This window comes from Streptomyces sp. NPDC001401 (assembly GCF_042895385.1).
Taxonomy (GTDB): domain Bacteria; phylum Actinomycetota; class Actinomycetes; order Streptomycetales; family Streptomycetaceae; genus Streptomyces.
Map to the genome: position 1 here is coordinate 805,373 of NZ_JBIAWI010000002.1, position 18,178 is coordinate 823,550.

At 70.3% G+C, this 18,178-nt stretch carries 19 protein-coding genes; 10 read left to right on the forward strand and 9 right to left on the reverse strand.

Annotation, left to right across the window (positions count from 1 at the left end; all coding sequences use genetic code 11):
* Positions 1-136: 136 nt before the first annotated feature.
* From ACFY10_RS11165 to ACFY10_RS11195, 7 genes are all read right to left on the reverse strand, one after another.
* Positions 137-1,174, reverse strand: coding sequence for an MCE family protein (locus ACFY10_RS11165; RefSeq protein WP_390664778.1), 1,038 nt, complete (start codon positions 1,172-1,174; stop codon positions 137-139).
* Positions 1,171-2,406 carry an MCE family protein gene (locus ACFY10_RS11170; protein WP_390664779.1) on the reverse strand — a complete coding sequence of 412 codons (1,236 nt, stop codon included), beginning with the start codon at positions 2,404-2,406 and terminating at the stop codon, positions 1,171-1,173. The genes ACFY10_RS11165 and ACFY10_RS11170 overlap by 4 nt, the downstream gene beginning before the upstream one ends.
* 5 nt (positions 2,407-2,411) lie before the next feature.
* A complete protein-coding gene (locus ACFY10_RS11175; RefSeq protein ID WP_390664780.1) occupies positions 2,412-3,215 on the reverse strand; it encodes an MlaE family ABC transporter permease in 804 nt (267 codons plus the stop codon).
* A 3-nt stretch (positions 3,216-3,218) separates the two neighbouring features.
* A complete protein-coding gene (locus tag ACFY10_RS11180; protein WP_099932182.1) occupies positions 3,219-3,989 on the reverse strand; it encodes an ABC transporter permease in 771 nt (256 codons plus the stop codon).
* The gene (locus tag ACFY10_RS11185) at positions 3,986-4,927 is read right to left on the reverse strand and encodes an ABC transporter ATP-binding protein (protein WP_390664781.1); all 942 of its coding nucleotides are present in this window, start codon (positions 4,925-4,927) and stop codon (positions 3,986-3,988) included. Before ACFY10_RS11185 ends, ACFY10_RS11180 begins: the two co-directional genes overlap by 4 nt.
* A gap of 374 nt (positions 4,928-5,301) precedes the next feature.
* On the reverse strand, positions 5,302-6,324 hold the full coding sequence (locus ACFY10_RS11190) for a sigma-70 family RNA polymerase sigma factor (protein ID WP_390664782.1): 1,023 nt from the start codon (positions 6,322-6,324) through the stop codon (positions 5,302-5,304).
* A 117-nt stretch (positions 6,325-6,441) separates the two neighbouring features.
* A complete protein-coding gene (locus tag ACFY10_RS11195) occupies positions 6,442-7,479 on the reverse strand; it encodes a lytic transglycosylase domain-containing protein (protein ID WP_390664783.1) in 1,038 nt (345 codons plus the stop codon).
* 83 nt (positions 7,480-7,562) lie between these two features.
* Between ACFY10_RS11195 and polX the strand changes: the two genes are divergently transcribed.
* From polX to ACFY10_RS11240, 9 genes are all read left to right on the forward strand, one after another.
* Entirely contained in the window at positions 7,563-9,314 is a 1,752-nt protein-coding gene (polX, locus tag ACFY10_RS11200) for a DNA polymerase/3'-5' exonuclease PolX (RefSeq protein ID WP_390664784.1), read from the forward strand.
* 46 nt (positions 9,315-9,360) lie between these two features.
* The gene (locus tag ACFY10_RS11205) at positions 9,361-9,621 is read left to right on the forward strand and encodes a hypothetical protein (RefSeq protein ID WP_390664785.1); all 261 of its coding nucleotides are present in this window, start codon (positions 9,361-9,363) and stop codon (positions 9,619-9,621) included.
* Positions 9,618-9,986: a helix-turn-helix domain-containing protein gene (locus ACFY10_RS11210; protein ID WP_390664786.1), complete on the forward strand. Its 369-nt coding sequence runs from the start codon at positions 9,618-9,620 to the stop codon at positions 9,984-9,986. Before ACFY10_RS11205 ends, ACFY10_RS11210 begins: the two co-directional genes overlap by 4 nt.
* Positions 9,987-10,132: 146 nt before the next feature.
* A complete protein-coding gene (gene uraD / locus ACFY10_RS11215; protein WP_390664787.1) occupies positions 10,133-10,645 on the forward strand; it encodes a 2-oxo-4-hydroxy-4-carboxy-5-ureidoimidazoline decarboxylase in 513 nt (170 codons plus the stop codon).
* 4 nt (positions 10,646-10,649) lie between these two features.
* Positions 10,650-11,048, forward strand: coding sequence for a hydroxyisourate hydrolase (gene uraH / locus ACFY10_RS11220; protein WP_390664788.1), 399 nt, complete (start codon positions 10,650-10,652; stop codon positions 11,046-11,048).
* A 6-nt stretch (positions 11,049-11,054) separates the two neighbouring features.
* Positions 11,055-11,978: a factor-independent urate hydroxylase gene (gene pucL, locus ACFY10_RS11225; protein ID WP_099932192.1), complete on the forward strand. Its 924-nt coding sequence runs from the start codon at positions 11,055-11,057 to the stop codon at positions 11,976-11,978.
* Between the two features lie 100 nt (positions 11,979-12,078).
* The gene (locus ACFY10_RS11230) at positions 12,079-13,458 is read left to right on the forward strand and encodes an 8-oxoguanine deaminase (protein ID WP_390664789.1); all 1,380 of its coding nucleotides are present in this window, start codon (positions 12,079-12,081) and stop codon (positions 13,456-13,458) included.
* A gap of 227 nt (positions 13,459-13,685) precedes the next feature.
* Entirely contained in the window at positions 13,686-15,074 is a 1,389-nt protein-coding gene (locus ACFY10_RS11235) for a nucleobase:cation symporter-2 family protein (RefSeq protein ID WP_390664790.1), read from the forward strand.
* Between the two features lie 63 nt (positions 15,075-15,137).
* Entirely contained in the window at positions 15,138-15,758 is a 621-nt protein-coding gene (locus ACFY10_RS11240; RefSeq protein WP_390664791.1) for a TMEM175 family protein, read from the forward strand.
* Here ACFY10_RS11240 and ACFY10_RS11245 read toward each other — a convergent pair.
* Together ACFY10_RS11245 and ACFY10_RS11250 are read right to left on the reverse strand one after the other, a co-directional pair.
* On the reverse strand, positions 15,712-16,332 hold the full coding sequence (locus ACFY10_RS11245) for an exonuclease domain-containing protein (RefSeq protein WP_390664792.1): 621 nt from the start codon (positions 16,330-16,332) through the stop codon (positions 15,712-15,714). The genes ACFY10_RS11240 and ACFY10_RS11245 overlap by 47 nt on opposite strands.
* A gap of 65 nt (positions 16,333-16,397) precedes the next feature.
* Positions 16,398-17,195: a helix-turn-helix domain-containing protein gene (locus ACFY10_RS11250; protein ID WP_390664793.1), complete on the reverse strand. Its 798-nt coding sequence runs from the start codon at positions 17,193-17,195 to the stop codon at positions 16,398-16,400.
* Positions 17,196-17,291: 96 nt separating this feature from the next.
* On the opposite strand from ACFY10_RS11250, the gene ACFY10_RS11255 reads away from it, so the two are divergent.
* The gene (locus ACFY10_RS11255) at positions 17,292-18,167 is read left to right on the forward strand and encodes an SDR family oxidoreductase (protein WP_390664794.1); all 876 of its coding nucleotides are present in this window, start codon (positions 17,292-17,294) and stop codon (positions 18,165-18,167) included.
* The last annotated feature ends 11 nt before the right edge of the window (positions 18,168-18,178 follow it).

An 18,178-nucleotide genomic window follows, 5' to 3' on the forward strand; every position in this document is an offset into this window, starting at 1 on the left:
TTGGGCGGGTCGATACGGACCTTCATCAGCGGTTCCGGCCCCCGCGCGCGGGGCGCACGCCTGGGCAGCCGTGGCTTCGGCAGCTTCGGCGGGTCGATGCGGACCTTCACCAGCGGTTCGGGGCGGGTCTTTCGGCTCATGAGCCGCACCTCGCCCTCGCCACGTGCAGGTCCGGGGTGAGCGCCTGCTTCGTCTTCGGCAGCACGATCCGGCCGTCGAAGTCGCAGAGGTAGAAGTTGAACCAGGAGCCGTAGGACGCGGTCCCCGTCAGCGCGTTGAGCTTGTTCGGCAGCCGCTTCAGGACGCCCTCCACGGTCTTCTGGTTGTCGTTCAACGTCCCGGTGAGATCGGTCAGTTGGGCTATGTCGTCCTTCAGCGGCGGCCGGGCGTCCGTCAGCAGCCCCGAGGTGGCGTCCGTGAGATCGCCGATGTTCGCCAGCGACTGCCCGATGGGCTTCCGGTCGGCGGACAGGCCGGAGATCACCCGCCGCAACTGCACGAGCAGTTCGGAGAAGCGGGCGCCGCGCTTGTCCAGCGTCCCCAGCACGGTGTTCAGGTTGTCGATCACCGAGCCAATCAGCTTGTCGCGGCCGGCCAGCGTCGTGGTGAGCGAAGCGGTGTGCGCCAGCAGGCTGTTGACCGTGCCGCCCTCGCCCTGCAGCGTCCTGATGATCTCGGTGGCGAGCTGGTTGACGTCCTGCGGGCTGAGCGCGGCGAACAGTGGCTTGAAGCCGTTCAGCAGGGCGTTGAGGTCCAGCGCGGGCTGGGTGCGCCGCAGCGGGATCGTGCCGCCGGGGTTCAGCCGGGTGCCGTCGCCCGCGCCCTCGGTGAGGGCGACGTACCGCTGCCCGACCAGGTTGCGGTAGCGGATGACGGCATGGGTGCTGGTGAGCAGCGGCCGGTCGCCGCCGACGGTGAAGGTGATCTCCGCCAGCGTACGGTCCTTGATCCGGATGCCCTGGACCTGGCCGACCCGCACTCCGGCGACCCGGATGTCGTCGCCCTTCTCCAGGCCGGTGACGTCGCTGAAGACGGCACGGTAGGTGCGCTCGGAGGTGAAGGAGATGTTCACGATGGTGGCGGCGAGCAGAGCCGTCGCCAGGATCGTCACCAGCGCGAAGAGGCTGAACTTGATGAGGGGAGCCGCGGTCTGCCGCGCTGCCGATGTCCTCATACGACACTCACCGCCGTCCCGCGCGCCATCGGCCCGAACAGCAGCGTCGCGACCGGCGGCACCTCGTCGGCGGGCACACCCAGCACGGGCGACACGAGCGAGCCGACGGCGCGCTGTTCGGCCCGGGTCGCGGAGACACCGAGCGGACCGGACGAACCGCCCTTCTTGGAACCGTCGTTGAGGTGAACCCCTGGTGCGGGCACCGAAGGATGAGGCAGATCCCGGCAGTCGGGCCCGGACCGGTCGGCGTAACGCGGCTCCTCGCCGGGCTGATACGCCCCCTGCTGCCGTACGACCTCCAGCGTGATGTGCATCTGGCCGCCCCGGAACGCCTGCTCGGAGGCCTGCTCCTCGTGGACCAGACCGGCCAGGAGGCAGGGGTACTCGGGGGAGTAGCGGGCGAAGAGTTCGAGTGTCGGGCGGGAGACCTGCCCCAGGGTGATCAGGCGGTCGCCGTTCGCGTCGAGGAAGTCGTGCGCGGTCGCCGCGGCACCGGCGGTGGTGGTGAGGGCGGACGCGAGCCGCTCCTTCTCCGCGACCAGCGTGCGGCTGGTGGTCACGGTGTTGCGCAGGATCTCCATCAGGTCCGGCGCCGCATCGCCGTACACCTGCGCGACGTCGGCCAGCCGGGCGAAGTCCTCGGTGAGGGACGGCAGATGAGGATTGAGGCGGTGCAGATACTCCTCCACGCGCGTGAGGTTGTCGCCGATCCGGTCGCCGCGGCCTTCGAGGGCGGTGGCGAATGCGGAGAGCGTGGCGTTGAGCTTGCCGGGCTGCACGGTCCGCAGCAGCGGCAGCAGGTCGTTCATCACCTGCTGCAGCTCGACGCCGACACGGGTGCGGTCCTGGGTGATGATGTCGCCGGCACGGATCGGCCGGGCGGAGGTGTGCGCGGGCGCGACCAGGTCGACGTACTTCTCGCCGAACAGCGTCTTGGGCAGCAGACGGGCCCGTACGTCGGACGGGATGGCGTCGGCGTACTCCGGCTTGAGCGCGATGTCGAGCGTCGCCTTCGCCCCGTCGGCGTGCACCGAGCGCACCTCGCCGACCAGCAGGCCGCGCAGCTTGACGTCGGCGCGCGGGTCGAGCTGGTTGCCGAGGCTGTCGGCCTCCAGCCTGATCCGTACCGCCGGGGTGAACGCCTGCTGGTACACGGCGACGGACAACGACAGCAGCAGGGCGAGCACAGCGATGAACACCACGCCGTACAACCGCAGTCTCAGCACCCTCATACGGTTCACCCCGCAATCCGTACGGTCGTGTTGGCGCCCCAGATGGCCAACGAGAGGAAGAAATCAAGGACGTTGATCGCGACGATCGAGGTCCGCACGGCACGGCCCACCGCGACGCCGACGCCCGCCGGCCCGCCGCTCGCGTAGTAGCCGTAGAAGCAGTGCACGAGGATGATCAGGACGGCGAAGACCAGCACCTTCCCGAAGGACCACAGGACGTCGACCGGCGGCAGGTACTGGGAGAAGTAGTGGTCGTAGGTACCGGCCGACTGTCCGTAGTAGCCGGTGGTGATCGTGCGGGCGGCGAGATACGAGGACAGCAGCCCGATCACGTACAGCGGGATCACGGCGACGAACCCGGCGATCATGCGGGTGGTCACCAGGAACGGCAGCGAGGGCACGCCCATGACCTCCAGGGCGTCGGTCTCCTCGCTGATCCGCATCGCGCCGAGCTGGGCGGTGAAACCGGCGCCGACGGTCGCGGACAGGGCGAGTCCGGCGACCAGCGGGGCGATCTCCCGGGTGTTGAAGTACGCCGAGAGGAAGGCCACGAAGTTGGAGGTGCCGAGCTGGTTGAGCGCCGCGTACCCCTGGAGCCCCACCTCGGTGCCGGTGAAGAAGGACAGAAAGGCGATCACGCCGACCGTGCCGCCCACGACGGCGAGGGCGCCGCGGCCGAAGCTCACCTCGGCGAGCAGCCGCAGGATCTCCTTCTTGTAGCGGCGCACGGTGCGGCCCGTCCACGCCAACGAACGTCCGTAGAAGGAGAGTTGACGGCCGAGCTCCTCCAGACTGCTGAACAGCGCCATGCCTCAACCCCTCTGCGGGACGACCTGGAAATACACCGCGGTCATCACGAAGTTCGTCACGAACAGCAACATGAAGGTGATCACCACCGACTGGTTCACGGCGTCGCCCACACCCTTCGGCCCGCCCTTGGCGGTGAGTCCCTTGTACGAGGCGACGATCGCCGCGATCGCCCCGAAGACCAGCGCCTTGATCTCGGCCGCCCACAGGTCGGAGAGCTGGGCGAGGGTGGTGAAGGAGGCGAGGTAGGCGCCCGGGGTGCCGTTCTGCAGGACGACGTTGAAGAAGTAGCCGCCGGCGACGCCGACCACCGAGACCAGGCCATTGAGCAGCACCGCCACGACCATGGACGCGAGTACGCGCGGCACGACGAGCCGGTGGATGGGATCGATGCCGAGGACCTGCATCGCGTCGATCTCCTCGCGGATCTTCCGCGCTCCGAGGTCCGCGCAGATCGCCGTGCCGCCGGCGCCCGCGATCAGCAGGGCGGTGACGATCGGCGAAGCCTCGCGCAGCACGGCCAGGACGGAGGCGGCCCCCGAGAAGGACTGCGCGCCGAGCTGCCGGGTCAGGCTGCCGATCTGCAGCGCGATGACCGCCCCGAAGGGAATGGACACCAGGGCCGTAGGCAGGATGGTGACACTCGCGACGAACCAGGCCTGCTGGATGAACTCCCTTGCCTGGAAGGGCCGTCGGGGCATCGTCCGGACGACGTCCAGCGCCATCGCGAACAGGTTCCCCGACTGCCGCAGCGCTCCGGTGGGCGACAGTCTCATACGTCCGCCACCGCCTTCCGGCGCCGCAGCTCCGCTTCCCGCTCGGCGATCGCGTTCCAGCGGGGCGGCCGGAGGATGCCCGGACCCGGCAGCAGGCGGGGAGTCAGAGCCTGGCTGCCGGGAGTCTGTGTGCCGCCGCCCAGTTGCGCCAGCTCCTGCTCGACCTGGGCGGCGTCCTTCTCCTCCGCCATGCCGATGGGGCCCTGCATCCGCCCGTTCAGGAACTGCCGCACGACCGGCTCGTCACTGGTCAGCAGTTCCTCCCGCGGGCCGAACATGACCAGCTCACGCCGGAACAGCAGGCCGATGTTGTCCGGGACCTGGCGGGCGGAGGCGATGTCGTGCGTGACGATCAGGAAGGTCGCGTCGATCTGCGCGTTGAGGTCGACGATGAGCTGGTTGAGATAGGCGACGCGGACCGGATCGAGCCCGGAGTCGGGCTCGTCGAAGAGGATGATCTCGGGATCGAGGACCAGCGCGCGGGCCAGCCCGGCCCGCTTCCGCATCCCGCCGGAGATCTCACCGGGCAGTTTCGGCTCCGAACCGATCAACCCGACCATGTCCATCTTCTCCAGCACGATGCGCCGGATCTCGCTCTCGGACTTACGGGTGTGCTCGCGCAGCGGGAACGCGATGTTGTCGTAGAGATTCATCGAGCCGAACAGCGCGCCGTCCTGGAACAGCACACCGAACAGCTTCCGCACCTCGTACAGCTCGTGCTCGCGCAGCCGCGTGATGTCCCGCCCCGCGATCTTCACGCTGCCCCGGTCCGGCTTCAGCAGCCCCACGAGCGTCTTGAGGAACACCGACTTGCCCGTCCCCGAGGGACCGAGCATGACCGAGACCTCCCCGGCGGGCAGCGTCAGCGACACGTCCTGCCAGATGACCTGGTGACCGAAGGACTTGGTCAGCCCTTCCACACAGATCTCGACACCCATCCGGTCCACCTCTCGGCCCGTGGAGCAGCTCCGACATCTGCTCTACGGGGAGGGGCGGGGGGTCCGTCGCGGGGGAGGCGGATTTTTTTCCGAGGGGGGCGAGGGGGCCATGGCAGTGCGGGGTGGGGGCGGTGACGTCGGCGCCGTTCCGGCGGGGCTTGGCGGGGTCCGTCCGGGATGGGGCGTGGGAGTCCGGGGGCGGGGGTTCTACGGCAGGCCGGTGGGGGTCGGTGTGGGGATGGAGACCGGGGCGGACGGTGTGGCGGGAGTCTGCGGGAGGCTGTGTAGCGGCGTTGCGGAGTGACGTGCCGTTCCGGCGGGGCTGGTGGGGGCCCGTCCGGGATGGGCCGTAGGAGTCCGGAGGGGCGGGGGTTCTACGGCAGGCCGGTCGGGGTCGGTGTGGGGATGGACACCGGGGCGGACGGTGTGGCGGACGTCTCCGGGAGGCTGGGCAGCGTGGTGGAGGGTGTGGGAGCGTGCGGCAGGCCGGCGAGGGCGGGTGCGCTCGGCAGGTTCGGCACGCTCGGGACCGCGGGGACGGCCGGGACCGGTGACAGCGAGGCCTTCGGCAGGGGCGGTACCGACAGCGGCAGCAGCGGACGGGTGTGGGTGCCGGTCGACGGCGTCGCCTCGGAGGGTTCCGACGACAGCTCACGGGCGTTCGCCGTGCGGCCGGCGCCGTCGGGGCGTACGGTCTCGGCGGCTCCCCCGGGGGCGGGGGACGCGGCGGGCCGGGGAGTCGTGTCCGGGTGGCCGCCGTTCAGGGCGTACGGCAGGACGAAGCCCGCCACCGCAAGCGTGGCCGCCGTCGACGCGGCCGCCACTGCCTGTGCCTTGCCGCCCGCCCGCAGCCGGCCCCGCCCGAACAGGAACAGCGCGAACCCGAGCGTCCCGGCGAGCGAGGCGCGCAGCGTCCGCCGGGCCCGGGCCAGCAGCGACTCGACGGTCCGGTAGCTGAGCCCCATCCGCACGGCGACCTGGCTCACGTCCAGGTCCTCGGACTTCAGCCGCAGCGCCTCCGCCTGCCGGGCGGGCAGCTCACCGCTGCGCACCGCCAGCCACTTGGCCTCCGCCCGGTCGCACACCGCCTCCTCCACCGGCACCGGTCCGGGCGCGATCAGCGTCGGGCTGGTGCGGACCTCGGCCTCGCGGTTGACCTGCCGGTACCGGTCGACGCACAACCGCATGGTCACCGTCGTGAGCCACGCGCCGAGCCGCTCGTCGTCCAGGTCCGGCCGCTCGGCCGCGCGCAGCATCGCCTCGTGCACCGCGTCCTCGGCGTCCTCCTGGCTCATCGACCTGCGCCGGGCCACCCTGAGCAGCTGCTCACGGTGGCTCCACATGCGCTGCCAACGCTCGTCGGCGGCTTGTATCTCCGCAGGCATGTCCGTCGCCATGAGGGCCCCTTTGCGCTCACCCGCCGGTCTCGTCCCTGCCCGGCGGATGGCGACATTACCGCCCGGTAGCCGCGGTTGTGGAGGGGGAGACGGCCATCGAGTCCCCGCCGTTACTGGTCAGCCACCGGTCAGCGGAACGCCGCTGGGCAGCAGGTCGTCGGTGGGCAGGTCGACGGACGGGGTGGGTGCCGGGGCGAGGGGCCGCGTCGAAGTCCCGGCTGCCGGGAGGGAGTTGGAGGGGGACGGCGAGGTGGTGGCGGGTGGTGTGGTGCTGGGGCGAGGGGACGGCTTCGGCGTCGGTGAAGGGGTCGGTTTCGGGGTCGGCTCGGGTTTCGGGCGTGATGGCCCGGGATGCGCCGAGGAACGTACCGACGACCCCGCGGAACCGTCCGGCACCACCGTGTGCCCCTCCAGGAAGTACCCGTACCAAGCCCGCACCGTGCGCAGATAGGCCTCCGAGTGGTTGTAACCGAGGATCGCCCGGTCCAGGCCGGCGGGTTCGGACAGGTCCCGTCCGCCCGCGCACAGGTACCGCCCCGCAGCCAGCGCTGCGTCGAACACATTGCCCGGGTCCGCCCGCCCGTCGTCGTTGCCGTCCGCTCCCCAGCGCGCCCAGGTGGACGGAATGAACTGCATCGGCCCCACCGCACGGTCGTACACCGCGTCCCCGTCGTACGCGCCACCGTCCGTGTCCCGTACGACGGCGAAGGCACCGCCGTCCAGACGCGGACCCAGGATCGGCGTCACGGTCGTGCCGTCCGCGGTCACCCGGCCGCCGTCCGCCTGCCCCGATTCCACCTGCCCGATCGCGGCCAGCAGCTGCCAGCGCAGCCCGCAGCCGGGTGCGGTCCGCGCGAGCTCCGCCTCGGCGTGGCGGTAGGCGGCGAAGACGGTCGCGGGCACCGCGCCGCCGGTCACCGATGCCGTACCGGTTCCCGCTCCCGTGCTCGTGCCCTTGTGCTTGCGCGTGAGCGGCGGAAGATCCGTGCGGTACGGAGTGTCACCGGACACGCTCGGCCCGTGCTCCGCGGTCTCCCGGGCCGTCACGGAGGCCCGGGCCTCGGTCGCCCCCGGTGCCTGTGACGCGGTCAGCGCGGCCATCGCCGCCGCTGCCACCGCCGTACCCCTGACCCGTCTGACCCTCTGCCCTGCCACGTCCTCGTCCCCTCCCTGTGAGCTGCTCTCGACTGCTCTACGGGGACGGGCGGCACGTCCGTCGGTGTGCCTACCCTGAAGGTGTGGCCCGGTCCAACGACGAGGTCGCCGCACTGCTGCAGGAGTACGCGGACCTGATCTCGATCACCGGAGGAGACGCGTTCAAGGCACGCGTCTACGAGAAGGCTGCCCGGTCGGTCGGCGGCCACCACGCCGACGTCTCCACGCTCGACCTCAAGGGCCTCCAGCAGATCCCGAACGTCGGGAAGTCGATCGCCCAGAAGGTCCTCGAGTACTTCGACAGCGGCAGCGTGTCCGCCGTCGAGGAGCTGCGGGCGAAGATCCCCGCCGGGGTCCGGCGGCTGACCGCCATCCCCACCCTCGGCCCGAAGAAGGCGCTGACGGTCTACGAGGAGCTGGGCATCTCCTCGGTCGACGAACTGGCCGACGCCATCCACGAGGAGCGGCTGCGCGACCTGAAGGGCTTCGGGCCGAAGACCGAGGAGAACATCCTCCACGGCATCTCGCTGCTGCAGTCCTCCGGGGGACGCGTCCACATCGACGTGGCCATGGACCTCGCCGACGACATCGTGACCGTGCTGTCCGCCGTGACGGGCTGCCTGCGCTGTGCGTACGCAGGGTCACTGCGCCGGATGCGCGAGACGATCGGTGACATCGACATCCTCGCCGCGGCGAGGAAATCGGCTCCGATCATGCGGGCCTTCACCGAGCTGCCGTACGTCACCGAGGTGATCGGGCAGGGCGAGAAGAAGACGTCCGTGCGCACCAGCAAAGGCCTCAACGTCGACCTGCGCGTCGTACCGCCGGACTCCTGGGGCGCGGCACTGCAGTACTTCACCGGCTCCAAGGCGCACAACATCCGCACCCGGGAACTGGCCGTGCACCAGAAGCTGAAGCTCTCCGAGTACGGGCTCTTCGACGTCGAGAGCGGCGAGAAGATCGTCTCCGAGACCGAGGAGGAGGTGTACGCCCGGCTCGGGCTGCCCTGGATCCCGCCGACGCTGCGCGAGGACCGCGGGGAGATCGAGGCCGGGCTGCACGGCGAACTGCCCGACCTGGTGGCCGAGGCGGACCTCCGCGGCGATCTGCACACCCACACCGACCTCACCGACGGCCTCGCCCCGCTGGAGGAGATGGCGGAGGCCGCCGCCTTGCGCGGCTACGCCTACTACGCGATCACCGACCACGGCCCGGACATGGCCATGCAGCGCATGACCGACGAGCGGATGCTGGCCCAGCGCGAGCGCGTGCGTGAGCTGGACGGCACATATGCCACCCGGGGCAGGCGCGGCGGTCTGCGGCTGCTGCACGGCGTCGAGCTGAACATCGGCCCGGACGGCGAGGTGGACTGGCCCGAGGAGTTCCTCGCCCGCTTCGACCTGTGCGTGGCTTCCGTGCACTCGCACTTCAACCAGGGGCGCGAAGCTCTGACCCGGCGGATCGTGCGGGCCTGCGAGAACCCGTACGTCAACATCATCGGCCACCCCACCACCCGCATCATCGGCAGGCGCCCAGGCATCGACGCCGACCTCGACGCGATCTTCGCCGCCTGCGCCCGCACCGGCACGGCCCTGGAGATCAACGCCCACCCGGACCGCCTCGACCTGCGCGACGAGGACATCCTGCGGGCCGGGCGGCACGGCGTGAAGTTCGCTGTCGACAGCGACGCCCACGCCGTCCCCCACCTGGCCAACATGCGCTACGGCATCGGCACCGCCCAGCGTGGCCGGCTCACCAAGGAGGACGTGATCAACACCTGGCCGGAGCGCCGGCTGCGGAGCTTCCTGCACAAAGGGCGGCAGGCCAAGCCGTGACCGGGAGGGCTGCCCGAAAATCCGTGCAGGGCGTTAGGTTGAGCGCGTGCGATTGAGAGTGGAGTTCACGACCGAGCCCTTCGACCTCGACGAGGCACCCGCGCATGCGGTGGTCGCCCGCCAGGTCATCGAAGCCGCCGAGCTCGACGCGGTGGACGTCGGCCCGTTCGGCAACACCGCGGAGGGCGGCGCCGACGCCGTGCTCACCGCCGTGGACGCCCTGCTCCGCAAGACGCTCCAGGCCGGTGCCACCCGGGTCTCGCTGCAGGTCAACGTCGTCGGCACGGCCGGGGAGGGCGCCGAATGACCGGCACCGGGGACGAGCCGTTCATCACGGCCGTGAAACCGCTGGTCGACGCCATGGGCGGCGAGCTGCTCCCGCCCGACGAGGCCGGCCCCGACGACGTCGTGCTCGCCTGGGAGGGCGTCGACGCGGTCGCCGTACGCCTGCCCCAGCTCGCCGACTCCCTCGACCACATCCTCGCCGCCATGGAGCGCAAGCAGGGCAAGCCCCTGGCCGACCTGGACCGCAAGGCCAAGCAGGAGGTCGTACGGATACTCGAGGCGCGCGGCGCCTTCTCCGTACGGCACGGCGTGGAGACCGTGGCGGGTGCGCTCGGCGTCAGCCGGTTCACGGTCTACAACTACCTCAACCGTGAGAAGGAGAGCTGAGTACGTAGTCCGGGGGGTGCCGGGGGCCAGTGGCGGGGTTTGTTACCCCGAATTTTCAACAAAGTGTTGACGTGGCGTTGCGTGGAGGCGTTAGCTAAACCGCAGCCCGTTCAGCACGAAGGCCCTTCGCGGCCACGGAGGCACCCGTGACGTCGACTTCCACGCCCCCGGGCCTGGCCCGGTTCAACGTACTGGAGGAGCACGCGGCCTTCGCCGCCCTCCATGAGGCGTGTGCTTCCACCGCCTGGGCGAGGCGGCTGCTCGCCGCCCGCCCGTACGCCACCGCCGAAGACCTCTTCGCCGCGAGCGACGCCGCCATGGCCGAGCTGACCGCCGACGACCTGGCCGAGGCGATGGCCGGACACCCGCCGATCGGCCGCCCCAAGCCGGGGGATCCCACCTCGGCCCGGGAGCAGCGCGGCATGGCCGGAGCCTCCGAGGAACTCAAGTCGGAGATGCTCGAACTGAACCTGGCCTACCAGGACAGGTTCGGCCATGTCTTCCTGATCTGCGCCACCGGCCGGACCGGCGAACAGATGCGGGACGCGGTCAAGGAGCGGATCGGCAACTCGCCGGAGCAGGAGCGGGAGATCGTCCGCACCGAGCTGGGCAAGATCAACCGCATCCGACTGGCCCGACTCGTCGAAGAGGAAGCCTGACACCATGAGCACCAGCACCACCGCTTCCGTGTCCACGCACATTCTGGACACCAGCATCGGCCGCCCCGCCGAGGGCGTCGCCATCGAGCTCTCTGCCCGTAGTGGGCGGGACGCCTCGTGGCAGGCGCTCGGCGGCTCCGCGACCGACGCGGACGGGCGGTGCAAGGACCTGCCGGCCCTGCCGGAGGGCACCACACACGTACGGCTCGACTTCGCGGTCGAGGCGTATTTCTTGAAGTTCGAGAACAAGCAAGCCGATGCGCAGCAGGACGCCCCCGCGAATCGGGACAGCGGTGCGTTTTTTCCAGAGGTAGCGATCACCTTCGCCGTCAAGCCCGGCGAGCACTACCACGTACCGCTGCTGCTCAACCCGTTCGGCTACTCCGTTTACCGAGGGAGCTAGCAGACAATGCCCACGATCCTGGGACAGAACCAGTACGGCAAGGCCGAGAACCGAGTCGTAAAGATCACGCGGGACGGCGCCACCCACCACATCAAGGACCTGAACGTATCCGTGGCGCTGAGCGGCGACATGGACGAGGTCCACTACTCCGGCTCCAACGCCAACGTCCTGCCGACCGACACCACCAAGAACACGGTGTACGCGTTCGCCAAGGAGCACGGCATCGAGTCGGCCGAGCAGTTCGGCATCCACCTGGCCAGGCACTTCGTGACCAGCCAGGAGCCGATCAAGACCGCCCGGATCCGCATCGAGGAGTACGCCTGGGAGCGGATCGCGGCGTCCGACGCCAACTCACAGTTCATCGGCGCGGACGAGGTCAAGCACTCCTTCGTCCGCAAGGGGCAGGAGACCCGGCTGACCCAGATCACCTACGACGGCTCGTCGTGGGAGGTCGTCTCCGGCCTCAAGGACCTGACGGTGATGAACTCGACCAACTCCGAGTTCTGGGGCTACGTCAAGGACAAGTACACGACGCTGCAGGAGGCGTACGACCGCATCCTGGCCACGTCGGTCTCGGCTCGCTGGCGGTTCAACTGGACCGACGACGAGCAGCGGATGCCCAACTGGGAGAAGTCCTACGAGCAGACCAAGAAGCACATGCTCCAGGCCTTCGCCGAGACGTACTCGCTCTCGCTGCAGCAGACCCTCTACCAAATGGGTTCGCGCATCATCAACAACCGCAGCGAGATCGACGAGGTCCGCTTCTCGCTGCCGAACAAGCACCACTTCCTCGTCGACCTGGAGCCCTTCGGGCTGAAGAACGACAACGAGGTGTACTTCGCCGCCGACCGCCCCTACGGCCTGATCGAGGCGACGATCCTGCGGGACGGCTGCGAACCGAAGATCCCGGTGGACCTCACCAACCTCTGATCAACTCCATTTGCGGCACCCGCGGCCCGCCTGTGCGGGCCGCGGCACTCAAATCCCGGGGTCCTGCCGTGCCCACTCCACACAGTGAAAAGGACGAACCATGGCAGCAGCCCAGCGCATCGTCATCGAGAACTGTTCGATCGCGACGGTGGACGCCAACGACACCGAGTACGCGAACGGATACGTCGTCGTCGCCGGCAATCGCATCGAGGCGCTCGGCGCGGGCAAGGCCCCCGAGGGCCTGGAGAACGTCGTACGCCGTATCGACGCCTCCGGTCACCTGGTGACCCCCGGCCTGGTCAACACCCACCACCACTTCTACCAGTGGATCACCCGGGGCCTGGCCACCGACCACAACCTCTTCAACTGGCTGGTCGCGCTCTACCCGACCTGGGCGCGCATCGACGAGCCGATGGTGTACTCGGCCGCCCAGGGCTCCCTGGCCATGATGGCCCGCGGCGGCGTCACCACCGCCATGGACCACCACTACGTCTTCCCGAAGGACTCCGGCGACCTGTCCGGCGCCATCATCCGCGCCGCCCGCGAGACGGGCGTCCGCTTCACCCTCGCCCGCGGCTCCATGGACCGCAGCGAGAAGGACGGCGGCCTGCCCCCGGACTTCGCCGTCGAGACCCTCGAAGGCGCCCTCGCCGCCACCGAGGCGACCGTCAAGGAGCACCACGACGCCTCCTTCGACGCGATGACCCAGGTGGCCGTGGCCCCCTGCTCGCCCTTCTCCGTCTCCACCGAACTCCTGCGTGAGGGCGCCGAGTTGGCCCGCCGCCTCGGTGTCCGCCTGCACACGCACGGTTCGGAGACCGTCGAGGAGGAGCAGTTCTGCAAGGAGCTGTTCGGCATGGGCCCGACCGACTACTTCGAGTCCACCGGCTGGCTCGGCGAGGACGTGTGGATGGCGCACTGCGTCCACATGAACGACTCCGACATCGCCGCCTTCGCCCGTACGAAGACGGGTGTCGCCCACTGTCCCTCGTCCAATGCCCGCCTGGCGGCCGGTATCGCCCGCGTCCCCGACATGCTGGCGGCCGGCGTCCCGGTCGGCCTCGGCGTCGACGGCACGGCGTCCAACGAGTCGGGCGAGCTGCACACCGAGCTGCGCAACGCCCTGCTCATCAACCGTCTCGGCGCCCACCGCGAGGCCGCCCTGAACGCCCGCCAGGCGCTGCGCCTCGGCACCTACGGCGGCGCCCAGGTCCTCGGCCGCAGCGCGGAGATCGGTTCCCTGGAGCCCGGCAAGCTGGCCGACCTGGTGCTGTGGAAGCTGGACACCCTCGCCCACGCCTCCATCGCCGACCCGGTCACCGCACTGGTCTTCGGCGCGGCGGCCCCGGTCACCGCCTCCTTCGTGAACGGCCGCCAGATCGTCGAGGACAACCGGCTGCTGCACGTCGACGAGGACGCGATCGCGCGCTCGACGCGAGCGGAAGCCCAGCGCCTGGCGCAGATCGCCGCGCAGGGCTGACCAGTTAAAGATCTCCGGTCGAGGGGGACGGCCCTCGACCGGTGGCCGTGGACCCCAGCGGGTTCCATGGCGGCCGTCTCCGGGGCGTGCGCCTGATATGCGCGCGCCCCGGAACGGTCACCGTTCCCCTCCCCAGAGAACGGTCCGTCCGGGTCCCGCACGACCACACGCACCACCTCCTGAAACCCACGTCAGAGCCGACGTGTTACCCGCCCGGAGGAGCCGCCGTGACTGCCACCCCACCGCTCGACGAGACCCACCCCGTCGACGAGAAACTCCCCGCCCTCAAGATGGCGACCACCGGCCTGCAGCACGTGGCCGCCATGTACGCGGGGGTCGTCGCCCCGCCCCTGATCGTCGGCGCGGCCATCGGCCTGACCGGCACCGAACTCACCTTCCTCACCGGCGCCTGCCTTTTCACCGCGGGCCTCGCCACCTTCCTGCAGACCCTCGGCATCTGGAAGATCGGCGCCCGGCTGCCCTTCGTCAACGGCGTCACCTTTGCCGGTGTCGCCCCCATGACCGCGGTCGTCGCCTCCACCAAGGACAAGTCCGACGCGCTGCCGATCATCTTCGGCGCGGTCATGGTCGCCGGTCTGCTCGGCTTCATCGCCGCCCCGTTCTTCAGCAAGGCGGTCCGCTTCTTCCCGCCGGTCGTCACCGGCACGGTCATCACGCTCATAGGCGTGTCCCTGCTGCCGGTCGCCTTCGGCTGGGCGCAGGGACCCAACCCCACCGCCGACGACTACGGTTCCACCACCAACCTCGGCCTGGCAGCGGCAACTCTCCTGATCGTGCTGGTACTTCGCCGCTTCACCCGCGGCTTCGTCAAACAGATCGCCGTCCTGCTCGGCCTGGTCGCCGGCACGCTGCTCGCGATCCCCTTCGGCGCCACGGACTTCGGGCCCGTCACCGACGCGGACGTCATCGGCTTCCCGACCCCGTTCCACTTCGGCGCACCGAAGTTCCAGCTCGCCGCGATCCTCTCCCTGTGCGTGGTGATGGTGGTCTCGATGACCGAGTCCACCGCGGACATGCTGGCGCTCGGCGAGATCGTCGAACGCCCGGCGGACGAGAGGACCATCGCCGCGGGCCTGCGCGCCGACACCCTCGGCTCGGCGCTGAGCCCCCTCTTCAACGGCTTCATGTGCAGCGCCTTCGCCCAGAACATCGGCCTGGTCGCGATGACGAGGATCCGCAGCCGCTACGTCGTCGCGACCGGCGGCGGCTTCCTGGTCCTGATGGGCCTGTGCCCGATGGCCGCCTCGCTCATCGCCGTCGTGCCGCGCCCGGTGCTCGGCGGCGCGGGCGTCGTCCTGTTCGGCTCGGTCGCCGCCAGCGGCATCCAGACCCTCGTCAAGGCGGGCCTGGACAAGGACAACAACGTCCTGATCGTCGCCGTATCCCTGGCCGTCGGCATGATCCCGATCACCGCGCCGGACTTCTACCACGCCTTCCCGCAGACGGCGAAGATCGTCCTGGACTCGGGCATCTCCACGGGCTGCGTGGCGGCGGTACTGCTGAACCTGGTCTTCAACCACCTCGGCAGGAACCGTGACGACCAGGACGTCACCCATCCCATGGAGGCCGGCGAGCAGATCGCCGCCGCCCACTGATCCAAGGCCGCGGGGCACGGTTGTTGCCGTGCCCCGCACCGGCGATGGGGCAGTCTGTGACCCATGAATGAGTCCGGCCGCGTCGAGGCCTTCAGCGACGGAGTGTTCGCCATCGCCATCACCCTGCTCATCCTGGAGATCAAGGTCCCGGAGGTGGGCGAACACGGCGGTCTGTGGCACGCGTTGGGCGCCCAGTGGCCCTCGTACGCCGCCTATGTGGTGAGCTTCCTGGTCATCGGCATCATGTGGATCAACCACCACCAGGTCTTCAGTTACGTCGCCCGCGTCGACCGCACCCTGATGTTCCTGAACCTGCTGGTCCTGATGGTGGTGGCCGCGGTGCCGTGGCCGACCGCGATGCTCGCCGAATACCTGCGCGAGGACGCGGCCTCGCACGTGGCGGCCGCGGTCTACAGCCTGGTCATGGTCCTGATGGCGCTCACCTTCCAGGCCCTGTGGTGGCACCTCACCCGCACCGGCCACCTCTTCGACGCCCGCGTCGACGTCCCGGCGGCGCGGGCGACCCGCGCGCGCTTCGCGCTGGGCTCCCTGGCGTACCCGGTCACGGTGGGCCTCGCCTTCGTGTCCGCACCGCTCACCCTGGCGGCCCACGGCCTGATCGCCCTGTACTACGCCTTCAATCAGGTACCGGTGCCGACGCGTCCGGACCCGGCCAGTTCATGAGGTTGGCCAGCAGCTCGGCCTGCTCGACGGCGTCGTCGAGGGCGTGATGTGTGTGCCGGCGCCGGGACAGCAGATGACGCGGCATCGTGCCCTTCGCCACCGCCCGCAGCGGCAGCCCCGCCTTCGTCGCGTACAGCGTCTTCATGTCCAGGCAGCCCGAGTGCCCGAAGGGGCTCGCCCCGGTGAAGCGGATCAGGTACCAGTACAGAAACGTCCAGTCGTACGGGGCCGGGTAACCGCACATGACTGGCTGCGCGCCGGAGCTGACCTCCCGCACCCACTCGGCGAACTCGGCGAGCGCGACGGCCGGTTCGGCGCCCTCGGCCTTCAGCCGCTCGCGGTCGAGCCCGCTGACCGCGAGCGCCTCGGGCACGAACTCCTCGCCGATCGGGCGCAGTTCGCGGTAGAAGGTCTGCTGCTCGGGGTCGGCGGCGGTGAACCCGTCGGCGTCCTGCGTCCCGGCGACCGCGGCACCGAGGCTCAGCATCGAGTACGGACCCGGGATGGGACCGTCGGCTTCGATGTCGACGGAGATGTAGCGGCTGGGTTTGACGCGTCGTGCTCTTTCGGCCATGACGGTGGAGCATTGCAGGTGGGCGGGGTCGCCCGCATCCGGAATTCCGTCCCGGCGGACGGGACTCAGCCCCGGCGGATCGCCTGGCAGGGCGTCGCGTCCGGCAGACGGCCGGTGAAGTACGAGCGGGGCGGTACGCCCATCAGGGTGCGGAAGTCGGTCGTCATGTGGGACTGGTCGTAGTAGCCGGTCGAGGCGGCCAGGTCGGCCCAGGGGCGGGTCGCCGCGTGATCCAGCACCGTACGGACGCGGTTGATCCGGGCGTAGTGCTTGGGGGAGAGGCCGACTCCCTCGGTGAACAGGTTGCGCAACTGCCGCTCGCTGACGGCGAGTTCACGGGCAACCTCGGCCACCTGGGCGGGCGTGCGGCCGGTGCGGACCGACATGGCGTCGACGCCCGCCCGCACCAGTTCGGTGCGGGAAGGGTCCGTGGCGGCCGCGAGTCGTTCGGGGAGCACGTCGGCGAGATGGGACAGGGCCTCCTCGGGCTCCAACCGGCGCAGTGCTTCGGCCAGTTGGCGTGCGAACGGGTCCGGAAGCTCGGCCAGCTGCACCGCACGGCCGACGAGGTCGACGGCCGGGATGCCGAGCAGGGGGCGGACGGTGCCGGGCGCGAGCCGCAGCTCCACGCAGGAGGCGCGGCGCTTGCCCCGGTGGTAGGAGGCGCGGGCGCGCGGGCCGACGACCAGGGCGCTGCGCGTGCCGTGTTCCCCGGTGCGCACGACCACCTTGGTGGCGGCCTCCGGGAGATGGACGAAGGGCTCCGACGGCACGTCACCGACCCACACGGACCCGATGCCCGCGATCCACGGGCGCAGCACCTCGGGCGTGGGCAGGACCTCTCGGGACACGATGTTCGTCACCCCTCCACCGTAAGCGCGCCGCACGGCCGCCCGGGCCCCGGAACCGTGCCGGAATTTCCAAGAGATCCGGGCCGTCCGGCGCCCACCCTGGTGGACATGATCCTTGTGACGGGTGCCACGGGCACCATCGGCAGTGAAGTCGTACGACAGCTCGCGGCGCGCGGCGAGAAGGTCCGCGCCCTGAGCCGGGACCCGGCGAAGGCGCGGGTGCCGTCCGGAGTGGAGACCGTGCCGGGCCACCACCGCGACCGGGCCTCGGTCGAGGCCGCGATGGCGGACGTCGAGGCCGCCTTCCTGGTGGGTGTGTTCGGGCCGGACGACGCCGAGCACGACCGCGGGCTGGTGGCGGCGGCGCGGGCCGCTGGGGGTACCCCCTCTGGGGGAGTACGGCGGATCGTGAAGCTCTCCTCGATCGGCACGGGCGACCCCGAGCTGGGGGTGTTCGCGACCTGGCACATGCCCGGCGAGGAGGCCGTGCGGGACAGCGGCCTGGAGTGGACGGTCCTGCGCCCCTCCTCCTTCGCCTCCAACACCCTCAACTGGGCCGCGGCGATCCGCGAGGGCACGCCCGCGCCGAACATGATGGGCGACGGCAGGCAGGGTGTCGTGGACCCGCGGGACGTGGCCGAGATCGCCGTGGCCGCGCTGCTCGACCCCCGGCATGCGGGACGCACGTACACCCTGACCGGTCCCGAGACCCTCAGCGCCCACGAGCAGGCCGCCGTCCTCGGCGAGGTCCTCGGCCGTGCGGTGCCGCTCCACGACCTCTCGCCGGAGGAACGCCGCGAACAGCTGCTCGCGGCCGGCCTGGGCGAAACGTACGCGGACAGCCTCATGGCCGCCGCCCGGTTCATCCAGGAGGGCGGCAACGACATCGTCACCGAGGACGTGCCGGAGGTCCTCGGCCGGCCGGCGCGGACGTACCGGCAGTGGGCCGAGGACCACCGGGACGCCTTCGCACCGGCCGGCTGAGACCTGGCGGC